Genomic DNA, 17,946 nt, shown 5'->3' on the forward strand with positions numbered 1-17,946 from the left:
GTCCGATGGAACCGTCGACCGATCCCGACGGCCGCGTCCGCCGCCTCGCGCTCGGCCGCGCGTTCGAGTCCGCCATGGGCGACCCGTGGGGCGAGGGTCCGTTCGGGTTCCCCGCCGCCCGGATCCGCGACGAGACCGAGCGCGAGGCGAGCGCCGAGCTCCGGGACCTCCTCGCGACGGGCTTCGTCCGCTGGACCGTGCCCGCCTCCGCGGGCGGCGAGGCGGTCGACGTCGACGAGACGTTCCTCCTCGCCCGCCTGCTCTCCCGCCGCGACCAGTCGCTCGCCGTCACGGCGATGGCCACGACGGTCGGCTACCTCCCGGTGTGGGTGGGCGGCACCGACGCGCAGCGGGCGGACCTCGGCGCCCGGGTGCTCGCGGGCGACCGCGTGGGCTTCGCGCTGTCGGAGCGCACGCACGGCAGCGACGTGCTGGCCAACGAGACGGTCGCGACGCGCGTGCCCGGCGGCTGGAGCGTCGACGGATCCAAGGAGGGCATCGGCAACGCCGAGCACGCGCGCTTCTTCACGTGCGTGGCGCGCACGGGATCCCGGCCCGGCCCCGGCAGCATGTCGATCCTGCTGGTCGACCGCGAGCGCGCCGGCGCCGCCGACGCCGTGCGGGACGCGCGCACCTGGCGGATGACGGGCCTCCGCGGCTTCGCCCTCGGCGACGTGGCGTTCCACGACGCCCGCGTGCCGGACGACGGCCTCGTCGCCCCCGAGGGCCACGGCCTGGAGACGCTGCTGCGCTCCGGTCAGGTCGCGCGGGCGCTCATCACCGCGCTGCCCCTCGGCGGCACCGACACCTCGCTCCGGCTCGCGCTCGACTTCGCGCGCCGCCGGCGGATCTTCGGCGGCCGCGTCTCCGACGCCCCGTACACCCGCCGCCAGCTCGCCGAGTGCTTCGCGCGCCTGATCCTCACGGAGAGCGGCAACACCGCCGCCATCCGCGGGATCCAGGCCTTCCCCGGCCAGGCGGTCGTGCTCAGCAGCGCGGTGAAGTACGCGATCCCGCGGCAGCTGACGGTGATCCAGGACACCCTCACCGACGTCATCGGCGCCCGCCACTTCGACCGCGAGCACCCCCGCTTCTCCCCGCACGCGAAGGCCGTGCGCGACGGCCGGGTGGCGCACTTCGCGGACGGCAACGCGGTCGTGGTCCTCAAGGCCGTCGCGGCGGCGCTCGACCGCGTGCTGCCCGGGGACCACGCGATCACCGCGGCCGGGGATCCGCCTGCCGACCCGTCCGCCGACCCGCGCGACGACCTCGCCCGGGTCGCCGACCTCTCCGCGACGCTGCCCGGCTTCCACCCCCAGCACCAGACGATCGCCGCGCAGGGACCGGACGTCGCGACCGCCGCGCTCGCGGGAGCGGCGCGCCGCCTCGCGGCCCTCGCGGCCGACCCGGCGGAGGGCGACGCGGCGGAGGGCGACGCCGCCAGCGCCGACGCCGGCCCCGCCCTGTCCGCCCTCGCCCGCCGCGCATCCGACGACCTCGCCCGCATCTGGGAGCGCGGCCGCGCCGCCCGCGCCCGGCACGCGCGGGCCCTCGCCGCCGAGGGGCCGCGGTACCTCGCCTCGGCCGGGCCGCTGCGCACGGCCGAGCTCGGCTGCGGGATCGTCATGGCCGGCTGCGCGTGCGCCGCCTGGTCCGGCAACCCCACCGCGCTCGGCACCGCGCGGGAGACGCTCGCGGTCCTCGCGCTCGGCCTCGCCCTCGACGCGGGCACCGCCGACGACGTCGACCCGGGCGTCGTGGAGCTGGTCGCGCGCGTGGCCGAGCGCCTGCACGACGAGGGCCGCCTGTTCTCGTACCTGCCCGTGGAGCTCGCGCCCGAGGCCGAGGAGCCGTCGTGGGCCTGATGCGCGGCAGGTCCGCGACCGCGACCGCGCCGGCCGCCCCGCCCGCGCCCGTCGCCCCGACCGCGCCCGCCGCCCCGGAGTCCCCGCCCCGCGCATCCGTCCTGCTCGCCGGCGCCGCCGACATGCGGGAGCTCGCCCGCCGCCCGCTCGCGCACCAGGCCGATCGCGAGCGGCGCGACGCGATGCGGTCCGAGCGCGCGCGCACCCGCTTCACGGCCAGCCGCGTCCTCGCCGCCGAGCTCCTCGAGCGCCACGACCTCCCCGGCCCGCCGCGCATCACGGCCGACCCCCTCGGCCGGCCGCTGCTCCCCGAGCGCTGCGGCCTGTCGGTGAGCATCTCCCACACCGAGTCGTGGATCGCCGTCGCCCTGTCGTCGAGCCCGAGCTGCGGCGTCGACGTGCAGTCCCCCGTGGATCCGGCGCGCTTCACGACCGTGATCCTGGAGCGGTTCCTGCCGCCCGGCTGGGTCGACCTCCTGGACCGGGAGCTCGACCCCACCCGCCGCTTCACGCGCATGTGGGCCTCCGTGGAGGCCGGCCTCAAGTGGCACGGCACGGGCTTCGCCGTGGGGGTCGACGCCCTCGACTGGCGCACCGACGGCCTCGCCTCCCGGGTCACGGATCCCGCGTCGGGCCGCTCGGCGCGCATCCACGTGCACGACCTCGACGACGGATCCGCCCTCGCCTTCGCGTCGGCCCCCTGCGCGCCCCGCGACGTCGAGCTCGGCACCCTCCGCGAGCGCCTGCGCCTCCCCGACGACACCATCCGATCCCCCGCATCCCCGACCCTCCCAGGAAGAGGTAGACCATGACCGACGCACTCCCCCGGCTCGCGATCATCGGCGCCGGCATCTCCGGCATCGCGGCCGCCTACGAGGCCCGCGACCGCGCCCGCATCGTGATGTACGAGGCCGCTGAACAGCCGGGCGGCCACGCGTGCTCCATCGACGTGGGCCACGGCATCGGCCTCGACACGGGCTTCGTCGTCTTCAACCGCCCCAACTACCCGCGCCTGGCGGCGTTCTTCGCGGAGCTGGGCGTCGAGACGACGCCGCACCGGGGCCAGTTCACCTTCTTCGACCACGTCGGCGGCCGCGTCTACGGCTCCCCGGAGCTCGAGTCGGAGACCGAGCCCGAGGATCCGGAGCTGGCCCTGATCTGGCGCGAGTCGGCGCGCTTCGGCCGGGAGGGCCGCCGCGACTTCCTGCGCGGCCAGGCCGACATGCCGCTCCGCGAGTACCTCGACCGGAACGGGTACGCGCGCTCGTTCCAGGACGGCTACATCGTGCGCCTCAGCACGGCCGTGTGGTCGGCCCCCTTCGACCTCGTCTGGGACATGCCCGCCGCGACCGTGATCGCGTACTTCCTCGCGCACGGCAACAGCTCGCTGGGCGGGCGGGGCGTCGGCTGGGAGACGGTCACGGGCGGATCCCGCCGGTACGTCGACGCCGCCCTCGCGGCCATCCGGCCGGACCTCCGCCTCTCCACCCCGGTCTCCGCCGTCGCCGAGGACGCGGACGGCGTGACCGTCACGACCGCGGCGGGCGACGTCGAGCGCTTCGACGCCGTCGTGATCGCGACGCACGGCGACACCGCGCGGGGGATCCTCGCCACGCCGACCGACGGCCAGCGGCGGGCGCTCGCGGGCATCCGGTACTCCACGAGCCGCATGGTGCTGCACACCGACACGAGCGTGCTGCCCGCCGACCGCGCCCGCTGGACGAGCTGGAACTACGGCGACCACGAGGGCCCCGCCGGGCCCGTGCCGTACGTGGCCTGGTACCTCAACGAGCTCCAGGGCTTCGAGTCGGCGACCGACTACGTGGTCACGCTCGACTACGCGGGCGAGATCGCGCCCGAGCACGTCATCGCCGACCACCGGGTCCAGCACCCGATCATCGACCTGCCGCTCCGGCAGCTGCAGAAGGAGATCCACCGGCTGACCACGAGCGACCGCGTGGCGCTGGCGGGCTCGTACTTCCACTCCTCGGACCTCGGCTGGGACGTGATCGGATCCCACGAGGCCGGGTTCACCTCCGGCACGCGCGCCGCCCGCGCGCTGCTGGCGACGCGGGCGGCGGAGACGCCGCCGGCGGTGACCGGCACGGCCGTCCCCGCCTGATCCGCGGACGCACGCGAGAGGGGCGGCGGGCCGATGCCCGCCGCCCCTCCTCCGTGCCGTCGGGCGCTACCCCTCCGCGAGCTTCTGGTGCACGCGCGTGCGCGCGTCCGGCCACGCGGCGGGGAGCGACGTGCGCGGTGCCTCCCAGAAGACGAACACGCTCGACTTCATGCTCGCCGTCTGGCTGCGCTGCGCCGTGGCGTGCGGCTCCTGGCGCGCGTACGCGTAGATGGCGGCCTTCGACTCCCACGCCGACAGCGTCCAGAACTCGCGCTTGAGCGGCAGCGCCTGGAGCGCGACCCCGACGTTGCCGGACGCGCGACGCGCCTGCAGCCACGCCTTGATGGAGTGCACGAAGAACGCCGGCACCGCGCGCACGGTCGTGAGCTCGAACCGCGAGGCCATGATCACGACCTCGGCGGACGCGGACGCGGAAGCGGTGCGGGATGCGGGCCCGGAGGTCCAGGGGATCATGGGCATGGTCGTTCCTCCATCACACGGTGGCGCCCGCGCGGGCGGGCCGGGCCGGGTCGGCGACGGCGTCGCCTCCGGTGCTGCTCGGGGTCGGTGCGGCCGCGGGCCGGGCGGCGCGCGGCAGGGCGAACATGGCGATGGCGCCCACGCCCGTGATGATCCCGCACGTGAGGAGCGCGGGGCGCATCCCGTCCACGAAGGGCTGGCCGGGCAGGTAGTCGCCGTTGCCGACGAAGATCGCGGTGGCCAGGGCGATGCCGACGGCCATGCCGAGCTGGCGGAGCGTGCTGTTCACGCTCGACGCGATCCCGTGCTCCGACTCCCGGCGCCCCATGAGCACCGCGTTGGCGAGCGGCGCGAAGGTGAGCCCCATGCCGATGCCCGCGACGATCATCGGGACCACGACGGTGCCGTACTCGGTCTGCGCCTCCACCACGGAGGCGATGACGAGGATCGCGCCCGCCTGGAGCGCCAGCCCCACGATGAGCACGGGCTTCACGCCGAACCGCTGCACGATGAACCCGCTGAGCGGCGCGACGACCATGGGCGCGAGCGTCCACGGCGCGGCGCGGAGGCCGGCCTCGAGCGCGCCGTACCCCATCGACACCTGCAGGAACTGGCTGAGCAGGAAGATCGCGCCGAAGACGCCGGCGCTGAACAGCAGGCCGCCCACGTTGGCGAGCGCGAAGGCGCGCTCGCGGAAGAAGCGCAGCGGCAGGAACGCGCGCGGGCTGCGGTGCTCGTGCCAGATGAAGGCGGCGAGCCCCGCGGCCGAGATGGCGAACGCGCCGACGATCTCCGGGGCCGACCAGCCGCGCTCCTCCCCCTCGACGACCGCCCAGATGAGCGGGAGGGTGAACACGATGCCGAGGACGGATCCGGCGCCGTCGAAGCCGAGGCCGGTGCCCTTCGACTCCCGCAGCGCGAGCGCCACGAGCACGAGGGTCACGACGCCGATGGGCACGTTGAGCCAGAAGATGCCGGGCCACGTGAAGCCCTCCACGACGGCGCCGCCGATGATGGGTCCCGCCGCGATGCCGAGGCCGTTGACGCCGCCCCACACGCCGATCGCGATGGGCCGGATCTTCGGCGTGGTCGACGCGGAGACGAGGGCGAGGGAGAGCGGGACGATGCCCGCGGCGCCGAGGCCCTGCAGCGCCCGGGCCGCGATGAGCATCTCGGAGCTGGTCGCCAGCGCCGCGGCCATCGACGCGACCGTGAAGAGCGCGACGCCGCCGAGGAACACCCGGCGGCGGCCGATCCGGTCGCCGAGCGCCGCGACGGGGAGCATGAACGCGGTGAACACCACGCTGTACGAGTTGACGAACCACTGCAGCTGCTCGACGGTCGCGTCGAGGTCCTGCTTGATGATCGGCAGCGCGAAGGTCATGACGAGGCTGTCGAGGGCTGCCATGAACATCGGCAGGGACGCCGCGGTGACGGCGAGGACCACTCCGCGAGGCGGGCGGTCGGCGAGTTCGCGGGACATCGGTCTCCCCTGATAGGTGGTGGGCGGACATGTGGATAGTAGCACTTCCTAGTTGACGCCGACAGGGCCGGATCGCGCACGCAGGGGCCGCCGCCCTGGCCGCGACCGCGTGCCGCCGGTACCGTCGCCGCATGAACGCCCACGGCATCGTCGCCCCGCCCCCGCCGCCGGACGGGCGGAAGGCGAAGGGACCCGCCTCCTACTTCCCGAGCATCGAGACGACGTACGGTCAGCCCGTGCAGCACTGGATCGACCTCGCCGACGCGCGCCTCGACGACGAGACGCACATGCAGGTCGTCGCCTGGCTGAAGGCCGAGCACGGCCTCGGGCACGGGCACGCGAACGCGGTCGTCGCGTTCGTGAAGGCGGCGCGCGCCGCCTGACGCGCGCCCTACCTCATCGAGCGCCCGCGCGCGCGGATCATCCCGAGCGGGCCGCGTCTCCCCAGGCCGCCGCCGCTTCTCCGCGCGGGGGGTTAGCGTCAGCCGCGATGAACACGCTCCGCCCCCTCCTCGTGATGGACTACGCCTTCTCCTACCTCGGTGGGGCCCAGACGGCCGTCGTCCAGCAGGCGCTCGCGCTCGCGCGCGCGGGCCACGCGGTCACCGTCGCGGCACCCGACGCGACCTCCGTCCGCGAGCTGCACGGCACGGGCATCGCCCTGCACGACGTCGCGCCCACCCTGCCCGTGCCCCTCCTCGGCCTGCCGGTGATCCGCGCCGACGCCGCCACCCGTCGCGACCTCGGCGCGCTGATGGAGGCGGCCGGCACCGACCTCATCCTCACCCACTCCGAGCACGGGCTGGCCGCGACCACGCTCCGGCTCGGGCGCGAGCGGGGGATCCCGACCCTGCACACCGTGCACACCTTCTTCCTGCGCGGCCCGGCCTGGGGCGCGTGCCTCGCCCCCGCCGTCACGGCCGTCCACCGCATGATGACCGGGCTGCCGGATCCGCGGGTGCGGCTGGCCCCCCGCCGCCTCGACAGCGCCCTCCGCGGCATGACCCTCGCCGTCTGCCGCGAGGCCGACCTCGTGATCTCCCCCTCCGCGCACCAGGCCGTCGCCCTCCGGCGCGCGGGCCTGCCCGCCGTCGAGGTGCTGTCCAACACGAGCTGCACCGCGCGCGGGGCGTCCGCCGAGCTCCCCGCGAGCGGCGCGCTGCGGCTCGTCTGGGCGGCGCGGTTCGCGCCCGAGAAGCGTCTCGACGTGATGCTCGAGGCGATGGCGCTGGTCGCCGAGAGGAGCGGGCCGGACGCCGTCCACCTCGACCTCGCGGGCGGCCGGCCGCGCGGCGTCACCCCGCCCGGCGTCACCGCGCACGGCCGGGTGTCGACCGCCACGGTCACCGCGCTCCTCCGCGGGGCGCACGCGGCCGTGATCACGTCGCTGGGCTACGACAACCAGCCGATGATCGCCATGGAGGCCTTCGCGGAGGGGCGCCCCGCGCTCGTCAGCGACGCCGTCCTCGCCGCGGAGTTCTGCGGGGCCGCGCTGCTCGCGGACGGCACGGACGCGGAGGGGCTGGCCACGACGATCCTCCGGATGGCCGGCGACCGGCGCCTCCTCGACGCCCCCGCCGGGGAGGCGCGTCGGCTCGCCGCCGCCGTCGCCCCCGCCGCGCACGCGCGCGCCGTCGAGCAGGCGTGCCGTCGCGTGGGCGGCGCGCGGCGCGGATCGGCCTCCGCGTGAGCCGGGTGACCGCGCGACCGGGGGCGCCGGCCGACAGCGGGGCCGCGATCGTGGGATCCTCGTCCGTGCGCATCCTCCTCTCCGTCGTCCGCATCGCCACCGCGATCGCCGCCGTCGTGGGCGTCATCGCCCAGTACCACGTCAACTACGCCTACTGGCAGGACATCGGCGTCACCGGCATCGCCGGCAAGTCGCTCGACTTCGCCCTCTTCTTCACCGTCGACGCGAACCTGCTCGGCGCGGTCGTGCTGATCGTCGGCGGCGTGCGGCTCGCGCGGGGCCGCGTGGCGGATCCGGGGGTCGGCTGGGTCACGCTGCGCCTCGCGTCCACCGTCTACCTCGTCATCACCGGCATCGTCTGGAACCTGCTGCTGCGCGGCCAGCCCCAGCCGGAGCCCCTCAAGCTCGACTGGGCCGACCAGATCGTGCACGTCGCCGTGCCGCTGATCGTGCTGCTCGACTGGATCATCGCGCCCGACCGCCGGCCGCTCCGCGCGGGCGCCATCGGCCGCGTCATCGCGTTCCCCCTCGCCTGGATCCTCGTCACGCTCCTCCGCGGCCCGTTCACCGGCGACGAGGTCTTCCGCACCGCCACCTACTACCCCTACGGGTTCCTGAACCCGGACTCGTCGCCCGGCGGGTACGGCACGGTCGCCGCGTACGTGGTGGGCCTCACGCTCGCGGTCTGCGCGATCACGGGCGCGCTCATCCTCGTCTCGCGGCTCCGCGCCCCGACCGCCCCGCGCCGGGCCGCGGACCCCGCTATACGCTGAGCAGGCGCCCGGCCGACGACCCGGCCCGCGCCGCCCGACCTCGAGGAGCCGCCATCCCGACCATGCGAGAGGTCGCCGCGCGCGCGGGGGTCTCGATCGCCACGGTCTCCTTCGTCGTCAACGGCACCAAGGCCGTCTCCGCGCCGACGCGGCGCGCCGTCACCGAGGCGATGGAGGAGCTCGGCTACCGCAACAACGTCGTGGCCCGCGCGCTCGCCAGCAAGCGCACCCGCATCGTCGCGCTGCTGTTCCCCGCCGACGTGCAGCGCCTCAGCCGCATCGCCCTCGAGATCTTCATGAGCGCCGCCACGCGCGCGTCGGAGCTCGGCTACCACCTCGTGCTCTGGCCCACGGGCACGTCGCCCGACGACGTGTCCGACCTCGTGAGCGGCCGGCTCGTCGACGGCGTGATCGTGATGGAGGTGCGCATGGACGACGCGCGCATCCGGGAGCTCGCCGCGCTCGACGTGCCGTTCGTCTCCATCGGGCGCACCGCCGAGACACGCGACCTGCCGTTCGTCGACATGGACTTCGCGCGCACGGTCGCCGACGGCCTCGACCACCTGCACGGCCTCGGCCACCGCCGGTTCGGGCTCCTGGTGGAGGACCTCGAGGGCGGGCCGCTGCGCGGATACGGCCCGACGACGCGCACCGAGCGGGCGTTCCTCGGGGAGACGGCGGCGCGCGGGCTCGGCGGACGGGTCGCCCGGTGCGCGCCGACGCCCGCGGGAGGACGCGCGGCGGCGGGCGAGCTGCTGGCGGCGGATCCGGGGATCACGGCGATCCTGCTCCTCAACGACCCGGCGGCGCGCGGCCTCATCTCGGGGTTCGACGCGGCGGGGCGACGGGTCCCGGACGACGTCTCGATCCTGTCGCTCGCGTCGTCCGCCGAGGCGGGCGCGCTCGTCGAGCCCGCTCTCAGCACCATGGACGCGCCCGGCCAGGAGCTCGGCCGCCTCGCCGTCGAGATGCTGCTCGCGCGGCTCGACGGCACGGCCGCGGAGCTGCCGCACGCGCTGCTGCCGTGCCCGCTGCACGTGGCCGCGTCGACCGGTCCGGCGCCGGCCGCCCGCTGAGGCGCGGGCGACCGGCTAGCGGCTGCGGCTGCGGTCAGCCGAGCGCGTGATCCGCGGCGACCCGCTCCGGCAGGACGTCGCCCTGCTCGTGGTCGACCCGCGCGAACGTCGCCGACGGTCCCGATGCGGCGTCCGCCCCGGTGCCCTGGTCCGGAGCCGCGAAGATCCCGGCGGAGCCGCCCGTCACGAACCACTGGGTGGCCGCGTCGCCCGGCAGGCGCGAGGGCCGCAGGTAGAGGAGGTACGTGGATCCGCTCGCCAGCATCGCCGCCGGGCCCGGCTGCGCCGCCGTGCCGATCTGCCGCACCTCGATCTCGTTGCCGGCCGCGACGCCGCGCGCGGTCTTCGCGACTGACGTGACCCGCACCGTCGAGACCGTGGCCGGGGCGCTCGGCCCGAGGTCGGCCACCTCGCGCTGCGCGACGACGGTGCCCGTGACGACCTCGACGCTGTCGTCCGCGAGCGCGGAGAGCGAGGCGTAGAGGGTGTGGCGGGATCCGTGGGTGTGCGATCCCGGCCCCGCTTCCATCGGCATGTCCATGCCGGGGTCCATCGGCGCCGCCACGGAGGCGTCGCCCGCGGGGGCGTCCGGGGAGGCCCCCGTGGGCGCGGCGGCGCAGCCGGCCAGCAGGAGCACGCCGGCTCCCAGGGCGAGGGCGGCGACGCGGATCGTCGGTGCGGTCGTGGACGTGTTCGTGTTCATGCGCGTGCCCATCAGTAGAGGGAGTCGATCCCGGCGACCTCGTCGTCGGTGAGGCCGGACACGCCGTCGTCGTAGGCGTCGGATGCCCGGTAGTACATGACGTGGTCGATCCCCGGCACGTGGGCGAGCCCGAGGACGTGCCCCGTCTCGTGCTCCCACACCACCTTCAGCCGGGTGGTGGGCATCGAGTCGTCGAGGTACTCGGTGTTGAGGTGCATCGACGCCGTGTACGTGTGGTCGTCGCCGTCGTAGCTCCAGGTCGAGTAGCCCTCGTAGCCGTCGTCCCCCGCGTCGATGACCTGCGCGCTCCACGGCGAGCCCGTCGTGTCCGCGGTGGTGACGGACGCGTCGGTGCGCGCGGTGTACTCGGCGGCCGCGTCGCCGAGGGCGTCGTGGAACGCGCCCGCGGGCACCGCGGTCGTGTCCACCGTCAGCTTCGCGGTGGGCCAGTGCGGGCCCTCCCGGTTGAAGGCCTGGGCGGGAGCGGCGACGGCGAGCGCGGCCAGCGCGGCGAGGGCCGCGGTGGCGAGCAGGGTGACGCGGCCGCGTCGGCGGGCAGGGGCAGGTGACCTCATGGGACCTCCGGGGATGTGGAGCAGGTGCATCCCGGCGTCCCCGCCCGTGCCTCCCCGCGGCCCGAAGGTAGGGCCCACCCGTCCGCCCGCGCGCGGATCCCTCCCAGGCGGTCGCCCGACGCGCCCGGATCCGCCCGGCCGGGTCAGGCGATCGCTCGACGCGCCCGGATCCGCCCGGCGGGTCAGGCGCCGGCCGGATCCACCGTCGTCCACGCGCTGCCGGCGGCCGAGCTGCGCTCCACGGCGTCGAGCACGCGCTGCACGCGGAGGCCGTCGGCGAAGGACGGCTGGGGCTCCTGGCCCGCGGCGATGTCGTGCACGAGGTCGCGCACCTGGTGGGTGAACGCGTGCTCGTAGCCGAGGCCGTGGCCGGTCGGCCACCACGCGGCGGCGTACGGGTGCTCGGGCTCGGTGACGAGGATCCGCCGGAAGCCCAGCCGGTCGGCGGGCGCGGTCGCGTCGTACAGCTCGATCTCGTTGAGGCGCTCGAGGTCGAAGGAGATGGCGCCGTCGGATCCGCTGAACTCCAGCCGTAGCGCGTTCTTGCGGCCCGTGGCCATGCGGGTCGCCTCGAAGCTGGCGAGCGCGCCGCCGGCGAGCTTCCCGGTGAAGTACGCCGCGTCGTCGACGGTGACCCTGCCGCGCTCGCTCGACGCGACGCCGCCGAGGCCGCGCGTCTCGGCGAGCAGCGGACGCTCCTCGACGAACGTGCGGAGCAGGCCGCTCACCGCGTCGAGCCGCTCGCCGGTGATGAACTGCACCGCGTCGACGATGTGCGCGCCGATGTCGCCGAGCGCGCCGGATCCGGCCGCCTCCTTGTCGAGGCGCCACGTCATGGGGCCCTCGGCGTCGGTCAGCCAGTCCTGCAGGTAGAGCGCGCGCACCTGGCGGAGCTCGCCGAGCGCGCCCTGGGCGACGAGGTCGCGCGCGAACGTGATGGCGGGCACGCGGCGGTAGCTGAAGCCGACCATCGCGCGGATCCCCTTGGCTGCTGCCTTCTCCGCTGCGGCCGCCATGATCTCGGCCTCCTCCACCGTGTTCGCGAGCGGCTTCTCGCACAGCACGTGCTTGCCGGCTTCGAGCGCGGCGACGGCGATCTCCACGTGCGTGCTGCCGGGCGAGCAGATGTCCACGACGTCGATGTCGTCGCGCTCGATGGCGGCGCGCCAGTCGGTCTCCGCACGCTCCCAGCCCCAGCGGTCCGCGGACCCCTGCGTGCGCGCCCGGTCGCGTCCGACGACGGAGACCATGCGCGGCGCGAGCGGCAGGTCGAAGAACGCGGGGGCGACGCGCCAGGCCTGCGAGTGGGCGGCGCCCATGAACCCGTGGCCGACCATCGCGACGCCGAGGGCGCCTCCGGTCTCCGTGGCGGGGGCGGCGGGCTGCGTGTCGGACATGGGACTCCTTCGTCTCATACGGGGTGCGGATCCGCGTGCGGGTGATTCGTTGCGGGTCACGTCAAATGTACGGGGAGGCCGCAGGGCGGGACAAGGCGGGCGGTCAGGACTTCCGTCGCCGGGCCGCCGAGCGCGGCGGCGCGGCTCGGAGGTGCGTGGTGACCGCGCCGAGGATCCGCGCGAGGTGCGCGGCGTCCTCGTCCGACAGAGGTGCGAAGAGCAGGCCGTGCACGGTCTGGATGTGACCGGGGAAGACGGTCGCGAGCACCTCGCGGCCCGCGTCGGTGAGGGCGACCACGGTGCTGCGCTCGTCATCCGGGGACGGCGAGCGGGTGATCAGGCCCCGCTGCTCGAGGAGCTGCGCCTGGTACGTGAGTCCGCTGCGGCTGTAGACGACCCCGTCGGCGAGGTCGGTCATGCGGAGGTGGCCGTCCGGGGTGTCGCCGAGCCGCGCCAGGAGCTGGAACTGCACGTAGCTGAGGCCGCCGGCATCACGGAGCTGCGCCTCGACCGCGGGGCGCAGCAGGCTGCCGACCTCGGTGAACGCGAGGTACGCGTCGAGCTGCGTCGGGGTCAGGGATCGGGGGGCCGGCGTCATGGATCCCATCCTAGGTGTTGCTTCGCATTCGAAGCAGTGTTAGCTTCGGGTCATTGCTTCGAACTCGAAGCACAATCGAAGGGAAGAGACCATGAAGGCAGTGCAGTTCCGGGAGGTCGGCGGACCCGAGGTCCTGGAGATCGTGGACATCGAGGTGCCCGAGCCCGGTGCCGGGCAGGTGCGGATCCGCGTCGTCGCGGCGGCGCACAACGCAGCGGATGCGGGGATGCGGGGTGGCTTCCTGCCGATCCCGATCGAGCTCCCGCACATCCCCGGCTACGACGTGTCGGGCACCGTGGACGCGGTCGGCGCGGACGTGACGGGCCTCGCGGTCGGCGACGACGTGATCGCGTTCCTCCCGATGACGACGGATGGTGGCGCGGCCGAGCAGGTGCTCGCGCCCGCCGAGGCCGTGGTGGCCGCGCCGACCCGGATCCCGCTGGCCGACGCGGCCGCGCTGCCGTCGGTCGCGCTCACCGCGTGGCAGGCGCTCTTCGACGACGGCCGCCTCGAGCGCGGCCAGCGGGTGCTGATCGTCGGCGCCGGCGGCGTGGTCGGCAAGTACGCGATCCAGCTCGCCGCGCGCGCGGGAGCGCATGTCATCGCCACGGCGAGCCCACGCAGCGCCGAGGCCGTCCGCGCCGCCGGAGCGGACGAGGTCGTCGACCGCACGACGACCGACCTCCTCGGCGCGCTCGACGGGCAGGTGGACGTGCTCCTCAACCTCGCGCCACTCGAGCCGGAGACGTTCGGCGCCTACGTGGCGGCCGTGCGCGACGGCGGCGTCGTGGTCAGCACGACCGCCTTCCTGGCGACCCCCGGCGACGAGGCGCGCGGAGTGCGTGCGGCCACGGTGTTCGTGCGGCCCGATCGGGAGAGGCTGGCGGAGCTGGTGTCGCTGGTCGACGCCGGCGCGCTCACGGTGGAAGTGACGCGCCGGATCCCGCTGGAGGGGCTCCCCGCACTGCACGTCGAGGCCGAGGCCGGGCGCATCGCCGGGAAGGTGATCGTCCTCCCCTGAGGTCGCGCCCGATCGCGACGACGGCCGGACCCCCGCGGGGATCCGGCCGTCGTCGTGCGTGGTGCGGGTGCTGCCGTGCCGCTACTCCGCGGAGCGCAGGCGACGGCGGGCGACGAGCGTACCCGCGCCGGCCAGCGCCATCAGGGCGCCGAGGCCGCCGAGGCCGAGGGCCGCGGCGCCGTCCGTGCCCGTGACGGGCAGCGTGTCGTCGTGGTTCGCGGCCGGCTTCGCGATCGGCTTCGGGGCGGTGCCCGCGGGGTCGATCGAGGGCGTGGTGGGCGTCGGGGTCGGGATGCCCGGGACGACCGGTCCGCCTGCGTCCTCGGCCGTCAGCTCGACGGTGCCGCCCTGCGTGAGGCCCGACTCGAGGCCCAGGACGGACACCTTGTAGGTGCCCGGCTGGATGTCGCCGAACAGGATGATCGGCTGCGCGAACATGCCATCGACGTCGGCGCGCACGAGGTCCTTGAGCGAGCGCGTGCTGACGCCCACGCCGCCGGTGGCGTCGCTGAGCTGGATCGCGCGGCCGTCGGGCGCGGTGACCGTGACCTCGACGGCCTCGTAGCGGAGGTAGCCGGTCGCGGTGACCTCGAGGCCGCCGAGCAGGCTGGTCGCCTGGGCGACGGTGGTCGGCGAGATGGTCGAGAACGACGCCTCGGCGCGCACGAACGGGCCGACGGGCGCCTCGGCGAAGCGCACCAGGCCGCGGATCTCGCCCTTGATCGTAAGGTCGAGGCCGACCTGCGTGAGCGTGACGCTCGCGGTCTTCGATCCCTGGAGCAGCTCGGTGAAGCTCGCGGGGAACGCGTACGTGCCGTCCTCGCCGACGATGCCGATGCCGGCGATCGACTTGACGCCCACTGCGTTGAAGTAGCTGGCCGTGACGATGCTGCCCGCGGTGCCGGTGCCGGCGAACGGCACGGCCTCGTTGATCGGGAGGGCGACGCCGCGGTCGGGCGTGGTCCAGGTGAAGGGCAGCTCGACGACGGGGACGGTCGGCTCGAGCGCCGGGAGGCCGGTCGTCGGGGCGCCGGGGGCGGTCGGGACGGCCGGGGTCGGCGTCGTCTCGGCCGGGGCGTCGGCGACGGGGGCGGCCTCGGTGGGCGCGGGGGTCGGCGTCGCGTCGGCGACGGGGGCGTCGGCGGCCGGGGTCGGCGTGGCGGCGGGTGCCTCGACGGACGGCGCGTCGACGGCGACGGGCGCGGAGTCGACCGGGACGGTCTCGGCGTGGGCGGCGGGCGCCATCGCCAGGGGCAGGATCACGAGCGAGGCCGAGAGGCAGGCGCCGGCGGCCGCGCGGCGGAACGACCTGCCGCGACCGGCGGCGGGGGTGGGACGGGTCATGACAGCTCCAGTGGTGCAGGACCGCCCGTGCGCGCCATTGCTGTGCCGCGATCGTGCGGTGGAGGAGACGCGCTCGGGGGTCTCGAGGACGCGTCGGGGAGGTTCAGCTCCCCGATCCCGACTGTAGGGACTTCCTTTCCCCACCTGGGGAGATATGTCGCGCAGTGTGACGCGTGTGACTCGTGATCCCCGGAGTTGCGAGGGTGACTCGCCGCACCGGCCCCCGGATTGGGGTGGCCGCAAGCGGGCCGGTCAGGACGAGGAGGGCGTCAGACGGCGGGCGCGAGCACCAGGTCGTCACCCGCCACGGCGATCAGCGCGACCTGGTCGCGACCCGACCGGCGTCCGGTCACGGACGGCAGGTCGAGGAGCGCGCGCGGGGCGACGAGGTCCCAGCCGGCGTCCGTCAGCCGGTGCACCAGCTCACGACGGGAGAGTCGACGCGTCGGCTCCTCGGCGAGCGCCTGCACGACGACGAGGTCCATGGGATCCAGCGCCAGCGGCACGCCCGCGAGCCACGCCTCGCCCGTGGTCGGGTCGAGCACGAGGTCGCCCGCGGTGATCGTCGCCGGGGCGAGACCGCGCCGGCGGAAGAGCACGCGCAGCGTCTCGACGACCTCCTCGAGGCCGAACGGCTTGGTGACGTAGTCGTCGGCGCCCGCGCCGAAGGCCGCGAGCCGGTCCTCCAGCGAGTCGCGCCCGGTGAGGAACAGGACGGGGGTGGCGACGCCCGCCCGCCGCAGCTCGCCGACCACCTCGACGCCGGAGACGTCGGGCAGCATCATGTCGAGCAGGATCGCGTCGGGCGCGGCATCCACGGCGGCGGCGATCGCGGCGCGGCCGGTGGCGAAGACGCGCACGTCCCAGCCCTCCATCCGCAGCGCGAGCGACAGCAGCTGCGTGATGGGCGCCTCCTCGTCGACCACGAAGACGCGGAGCGCGCGGGGTGCGTCGGGCAGGGCCTGCTCGTCGTCGCGGGCGGCGGGGCTCATGGTGCCGGTCATGCGGATCCTCTTCCGTCGGATGCGCCGCCGGCCCGGGGGGACGGGCCGGCGGCGGGTGCTCCTCGCGGAGCGTGCGGCCGGGGGTGGGCCGCGCCTCCATCCTCGCGAGCGGGGAGCTGCCCGTCGTCATCCGCGGGGACCGTCACGGGTAGTCCCTACGGCGCGCACGGGCAGGGCACCGGAGATGGCGAGGAGGCGCACGGCGCGTCCGCAGGCGGGCCGTGCACGCGCTGCCCCGCGACACCGGCCACGGGATCCGGGAGACTGATCCGCACGCCGACCTCACGGATCACCCCGCCCCGGCGTCTACCCGGTGTGGAGATGATGCAGCCGTTCGACAGGGTCGTGACCGAGCACGGCGCCGTGGTGCTCCGCGTGTGCCGGGCGGTGCTCGGCGGGCACGCGGACGCCGAGGACGCGTGGTCGGAGACGTTCCTGTCGGCTCTCGTCGCGTACCCGCGGCTCGGGCCGCGCGCCGACGTGCGCGCCTGGCTCGTCACCATCGCGCACCGCAAGGCCCTCGACGCGATCCGCGCCCGTCGCCGACGGGCGGTCCCCGTCGACGAGGTGCCCGAGCGGGTCTCGGACCTCGGCGTGCCCGGATCCCGCGATCCCGACCTCTGGCGCGCCGTCGCCGGCCTGCCCGAGCGGCAGCGGCTCGCGGTCGCGTACCGGTACCTCGGCGGGCTGCCGTCCGCGGAGGTGGCGGCGATCGTCGGCGGGACGCCCGAGGCCGTGCGGCGTGCCGCGGCGGACGGGGTCGCGAGCCTCCGTCGGACGATGGGAGCGGATCCGCCCGCCGCCCCGCGCGCACCAGCACCCGCACCCGCACCCGCACGAGGAGGACGACCGTGACCGACCCCGACGACGCCGCCGCGAACCTCGACGCCGCCTTCCTCGACGCCGACGCGCTCGACCGCGCCGACCCGACCGCTACCGCCCTCGCCGCCCTGCGCCTCCGCCTCGCGGACGCCGCCGAGGCCGACGGCGCCCTCGACGTCGGCTTCACCACGATCGACTCCCCGGTCGGCCCGCTGCTGCTCGCCGCCACCGAGCGCGGCCTGATCCGCGTCGCCTACTCCCGCGAGGACCACGACACCGTGCTCGGCGACCTCGCGCGGCGGCTCGGCCCGCGGATCCTCCGCGCCCCGAAGCGCCTCGACCAGGCCGCCCGCGAGCTCGACGAGTACTTCGCCGGCCGCCGCCGCGCATTCGACCTGCCGCTCGACCGCCGCCTGTCGACCGGCTTCCGCGACCGGGTCCAGCGGCTGCTCCCGGAGATCCCGTACGGATCCACGCGCACCTACCGCGAGGTCGCCGAGACCGCCGGCAGCCCGGCGGCCACGCGCGCAGTCGGCACGGCGTGCTCGACGAACCCGCTGCCCGTCGTGATCCCCTGCCACCGCGTCCTCCGCTCCGACGGCACGCTCGGCGGCTACATCGGCGGGCTCGCGGCGAAGACGACGCTGCTGGAGCTGGAGGGGCGGATCTGATCCGGCTCCCCCATCCGGCGGATGCGGGCGCGCCGCGCGGCTGCCTAGCGTGAGGGCATGACCGATCCGATGACGCCCGGCCGCCCCGCGGATCCGCCCGCCGAGGACGACGCCGACTCGAACCCGAACCTCGCGCTCGGCATCGTCTTCGGGATGCTCGGCCTCGTGCTCATGCTCACCCTCGAGGACACGCGCGTCGCCGGGCTGCCGTTCGTGGTCCTCGGCATCACCTACGCCGTGATGGGCATCCGTCCCGCGGCGGCGAAGCGCCGGCGCGCGGCGGCGGACGGCGGGACGCCCCCGCCCCCGCCGGCGTAGACAG

General features: G+C 75.4%; 19 protein-coding genes. 11 read left to right on the plus strand and 8 right to left on the minus strand.

Annotated elements, in window-relative coordinates:
* Nucleotides 1-5 precede the first annotated feature (5 nt).
* From ITJ44_RS11140 to ITJ44_RS11150, 3 genes are read left to right on the plus strand one after another with little or no spacing between them, the layout of a single operon-like run.
* Nucleotides 6-1,865: an acyl-CoA dehydrogenase family protein gene (locus tag ITJ44_RS11140; protein ID WP_194635500.1), complete on the plus strand. Its 1,860-nt coding sequence runs from the start codon at nt 6-8 to the stop codon at nt 1,863-1,865.
* Entirely contained in the window at nt 1,856-2,677 is an 822-nt protein-coding gene (locus ITJ44_RS11145) for a 4'-phosphopantetheinyl transferase superfamily protein (RefSeq protein WP_228494981.1), read from the plus strand. Before ITJ44_RS11140 ends, ITJ44_RS11145 begins: the two co-directional genes overlap by 10 nt.
* On the plus strand, nt 2,674-3,987 hold the full coding sequence (locus ITJ44_RS11150) for an NAD(P)/FAD-dependent oxidoreductase (RefSeq protein ID WP_194635503.1): 1,314 nt from the start codon (nt 2,674-2,676) through the stop codon (nt 3,985-3,987). The genes ITJ44_RS11145 and ITJ44_RS11150 overlap by 4 nt, the downstream gene beginning before the upstream one ends.
* Before the next feature lie 66 nt (nt 3,988-4,053).
* Here ITJ44_RS11150 and ITJ44_RS11155 read toward each other — a convergent pair whose 3' ends face one another.
* Both ITJ44_RS11155 and ITJ44_RS11160 read right to left on the minus strand, forming a co-directional pair.
* Complete coding sequence (locus tag ITJ44_RS11155; RefSeq protein ID WP_228494982.1) at nt 4,054-4,467, minus strand: hypothetical protein; 414 nt, start codon at nt 4,465-4,467, stop codon at nt 4,054-4,056.
* A gap of 13 nt (nt 4,468-4,480) precedes the next feature.
* A complete protein-coding gene (locus ITJ44_RS11160; RefSeq protein WP_194635505.1) occupies nt 4,481-5,950 on the minus strand; it encodes a DHA2 family efflux MFS transporter permease subunit in 1,470 nt (489 codons plus the stop codon).
* Between the two features lie 131 nt (nt 5,951-6,081).
* On the opposite strand from ITJ44_RS11160, the gene ITJ44_RS11165 reads away from it, so the two are divergent.
* From ITJ44_RS11165 to ITJ44_RS11180, 4 genes are all read left to right on the plus strand, one after another.
* The gene (locus ITJ44_RS11165; RefSeq protein WP_194635507.1) at nt 6,082-6,333 is read left to right on the plus strand and encodes a DUF4287 domain-containing protein; all 252 of its coding nucleotides are present in this window, start codon (nt 6,082-6,084) and stop codon (nt 6,331-6,333) included.
* Between the two features lie 107 nt (nt 6,334-6,440).
* Nucleotides 6,441-7,640 (plus strand): glycosyltransferase family 4 protein, encoded by a 1,200-nt coding sequence (locus ITJ44_RS11170; RefSeq protein WP_194635509.1) that lies wholly within the window; start codon nt 6,441-6,443, stop codon nt 7,638-7,640.
* A 65-nt stretch (nt 7,641-7,705) separates the two neighbouring features.
* Nucleotides 7,706-8,413: a Pr6Pr family membrane protein gene (locus tag ITJ44_RS11175; protein ID WP_370551681.1), complete on the plus strand. Its 708-nt coding sequence runs from the start codon at nt 7,706-7,708 to the stop codon at nt 8,411-8,413.
* A gap of 62 nt (nt 8,414-8,475) precedes the next feature.
* Nucleotides 8,476-9,489 carry a LacI family DNA-binding transcriptional regulator gene (locus ITJ44_RS11180; RefSeq protein ID WP_194635511.1) on the plus strand — a complete coding sequence of 338 codons (1,014 nt, stop codon included), beginning with the start codon at nt 8,476-8,478 and terminating at the stop codon, nt 9,487-9,489.
* A 34-nt stretch (nt 9,490-9,523) separates the two neighbouring features.
* On the opposite strand, the gene ITJ44_RS11185 is transcribed toward ITJ44_RS11180, so the two are convergent.
* The 4 genes from ITJ44_RS11185 to ITJ44_RS11200 form a co-directional block, all read right to left on the minus strand.
* On the minus strand, nt 9,524-10,192 hold the full coding sequence (locus tag ITJ44_RS11185; RefSeq protein ID WP_194635513.1) for a hypothetical protein: 669 nt from the start codon (nt 10,190-10,192) through the stop codon (nt 9,524-9,526).
* Nucleotides 10,193-10,203: 11 nt separating this feature from the next.
* Nucleotides 10,204-10,767: a matrixin family metalloprotease gene (locus ITJ44_RS11190; RefSeq protein ID WP_194635515.1), complete on the minus strand. Its 564-nt coding sequence runs from the start codon at nt 10,765-10,767 to the stop codon at nt 10,204-10,206.
* A 182-nt stretch (nt 10,768-10,949) separates the two neighbouring features.
* Nucleotides 10,950-12,164 carry a Gfo/Idh/MocA family protein gene (locus ITJ44_RS11195; RefSeq protein ID WP_194635517.1) on the minus strand — a complete coding sequence of 405 codons (1,215 nt, stop codon included), beginning with the start codon at nt 12,162-12,164 and terminating at the stop codon, nt 10,950-10,952.
* Nucleotides 12,165-12,267: 103 nt separating this feature from the next.
* Nucleotides 12,268-12,762, minus strand: coding sequence for a MarR family winged helix-turn-helix transcriptional regulator (locus ITJ44_RS11200; protein ID WP_194635519.1), 495 nt, complete (start codon nt 12,760-12,762; stop codon nt 12,268-12,270).
* 91 nt (nt 12,763-12,853) lie between these two features.
* On the opposite strand from ITJ44_RS11200, the gene ITJ44_RS11205 reads away from it, so the two are divergent.
* Entirely contained in the window at nt 12,854-13,783 is a 930-nt protein-coding gene (locus ITJ44_RS11205) for an NADP-dependent oxidoreductase (RefSeq protein ID WP_194635522.1), read from the plus strand.
* 81 nt (nt 13,784-13,864) lie between these two features.
* On the opposite strand, the gene ITJ44_RS11210 is transcribed toward ITJ44_RS11205, so the two are convergent.
* Nucleotides 13,865-15,127, minus strand: a complete 1,263-nt coding sequence (locus ITJ44_RS11210; protein WP_194635524.1) for a sortase — start codon at nt 15,125-15,127, stop codon at nt 13,865-13,867.
* A gap of 269 nt (nt 15,128-15,396) precedes the next feature.
* Nucleotides 15,397-16,131: a response regulator transcription factor gene (locus tag ITJ44_RS11215; RefSeq protein WP_194635526.1), complete on the minus strand. Its 735-nt coding sequence runs from the start codon at nt 16,129-16,131 to the stop codon at nt 15,397-15,399.
* A gap of 324 nt (nt 16,132-16,455) precedes the next feature.
* Here ITJ44_RS11215 and ITJ44_RS11220 point away from each other — a divergent pair, with 324 nt between their 5' ends.
* Genes ITJ44_RS11220 through ITJ44_RS11230 form a run of 3 tightly spaced genes read left to right on the plus strand, consistent with a single transcriptional unit; the run spans nt 16,456 to nt 17,942 of the window.
* Nucleotides 16,456-16,986, plus strand: coding sequence for an RNA polymerase sigma factor (locus tag ITJ44_RS11220; protein ID WP_194635746.1), 531 nt, complete (start codon nt 16,456-16,458; stop codon nt 16,984-16,986).
* Nucleotides 16,983-17,624, plus strand: a complete 642-nt coding sequence (locus ITJ44_RS11225; protein ID WP_194635528.1) for a methylated-DNA--[protein]-cysteine S-methyltransferase — start codon at nt 16,983-16,985, stop codon at nt 17,622-17,624. Before ITJ44_RS11220 ends, ITJ44_RS11225 begins: the two co-directional genes overlap by 4 nt.
* Nucleotides 17,625-17,681: 57 nt before the next feature.
* A complete protein-coding gene (locus tag ITJ44_RS11230) occupies nt 17,682-17,942 on the plus strand; it encodes a hypothetical protein (protein ID WP_194635529.1) in 261 nt (86 codons plus the stop codon).
* Nucleotides 17,943-17,946 lie beyond the last annotated feature (4 nt).

The sequence above is a fragment of the Clavibacter sp. VKM Ac-2873 genome (assembly GCF_015351075.1).
Taxonomy (GTDB): Bacteria; Actinomycetota; Actinomycetes; order Actinomycetales; family Microbacteriaceae; genus Clavibacter.

Bases quoted from the DNA above. Each gene is read 5' to 3' on its own strand.
- ITJ44_RS11140 (WP_194635500.1), top strand. From the start codon at position 6: ATGGAACCGTCGACCGATCCCGACGGCCGCGTCCGCCGCCTCGCGCTC.
- ITJ44_RS11200 (WP_194635519.1), bottom strand. From the start codon at position 12,762: ATGACGCCGGCCCCCCGATCCCTGACCCCGACGCAGCTCGACGCGTAC.
- ITJ44_RS11195 (WP_194635517.1), bottom strand. From the start codon at position 12,164: ATGTCCGACACGCAGCCCGCCGCCCCCGCCACGGAGACCGGAGGCGCC.
- ITJ44_RS11180 (WP_194635511.1), top strand. From the start codon at position 8,476: ATGCGAGAGGTCGCCGCGCGCGCGGGGGTCTCGATCGCCACGGTCTCC.
- ITJ44_RS11185 (WP_194635513.1), bottom strand. From the start codon at position 10,192: ATGAACACGAACACGTCCACGACCGCACCGACGATCCGCGTCGCCGCC.
- ITJ44_RS11205 (WP_194635522.1), top strand. From the start codon at position 12,854: ATGAAGGCAGTGCAGTTCCGGGAGGTCGGCGGACCCGAGGTCCTGGAG.
- ITJ44_RS11210 (WP_194635524.1), bottom strand. From the start codon at position 15,127: ATGACCCGTCCCACCCCCGCCGCCGGTCGCGGCAGGTCGTTCCGCCGC.
- ITJ44_RS11190 (WP_194635515.1), bottom strand. From the start codon at position 10,767: ATGAGGTCACCTGCCCCTGCCCGCCGACGCGGCCGCGTCACCCTGCTC.
- ITJ44_RS11220 (WP_194635746.1), top strand. From the start codon at position 16,456: ATGCAGCCGTTCGACAGGGTCGTGACCGAGCACGGCGCCGTGGTGCTC.
- ITJ44_RS11230 (WP_194635529.1), top strand. From the start codon at position 17,682: ATGACCGATCCGATGACGCCCGGCCGCCCCGCGGATCCGCCCGCCGAG.
- ITJ44_RS11170 (WP_194635509.1), top strand. From the start codon at position 6,441: ATGAACACGCTCCGCCCCCTCCTCGTGATGGACTACGCCTTCTCCTAC.
- ITJ44_RS11160 (WP_194635505.1), bottom strand. From the start codon at position 5,950: ATGTCCCGCGAACTCGCCGACCGCCCGCCTCGCGGAGTGGTCCTCGCC.
- ITJ44_RS11155 (WP_228494982.1), bottom strand. From the start codon at position 4,467: ATGCCCATGATCCCCTGGACCTCCGGGCCCGCATCCCGCACCGCTTCC.
- ITJ44_RS11165 (WP_194635507.1), top strand. From the start codon at position 6,082: ATGAACGCCCACGGCATCGTCGCCCCGCCCCCGCCGCCGGACGGGCGG.
- ITJ44_RS11150 (WP_194635503.1), top strand. From the start codon at position 2,674: ATGACCGACGCACTCCCCCGGCTCGCGATCATCGGCGCCGGCATCTCC.
- ITJ44_RS11215 (WP_194635526.1), bottom strand. From the start codon at position 16,131: ATGACCGGCACCATGAGCCCCGCCGCCCGCGACGACGAGCAGGCCCTG.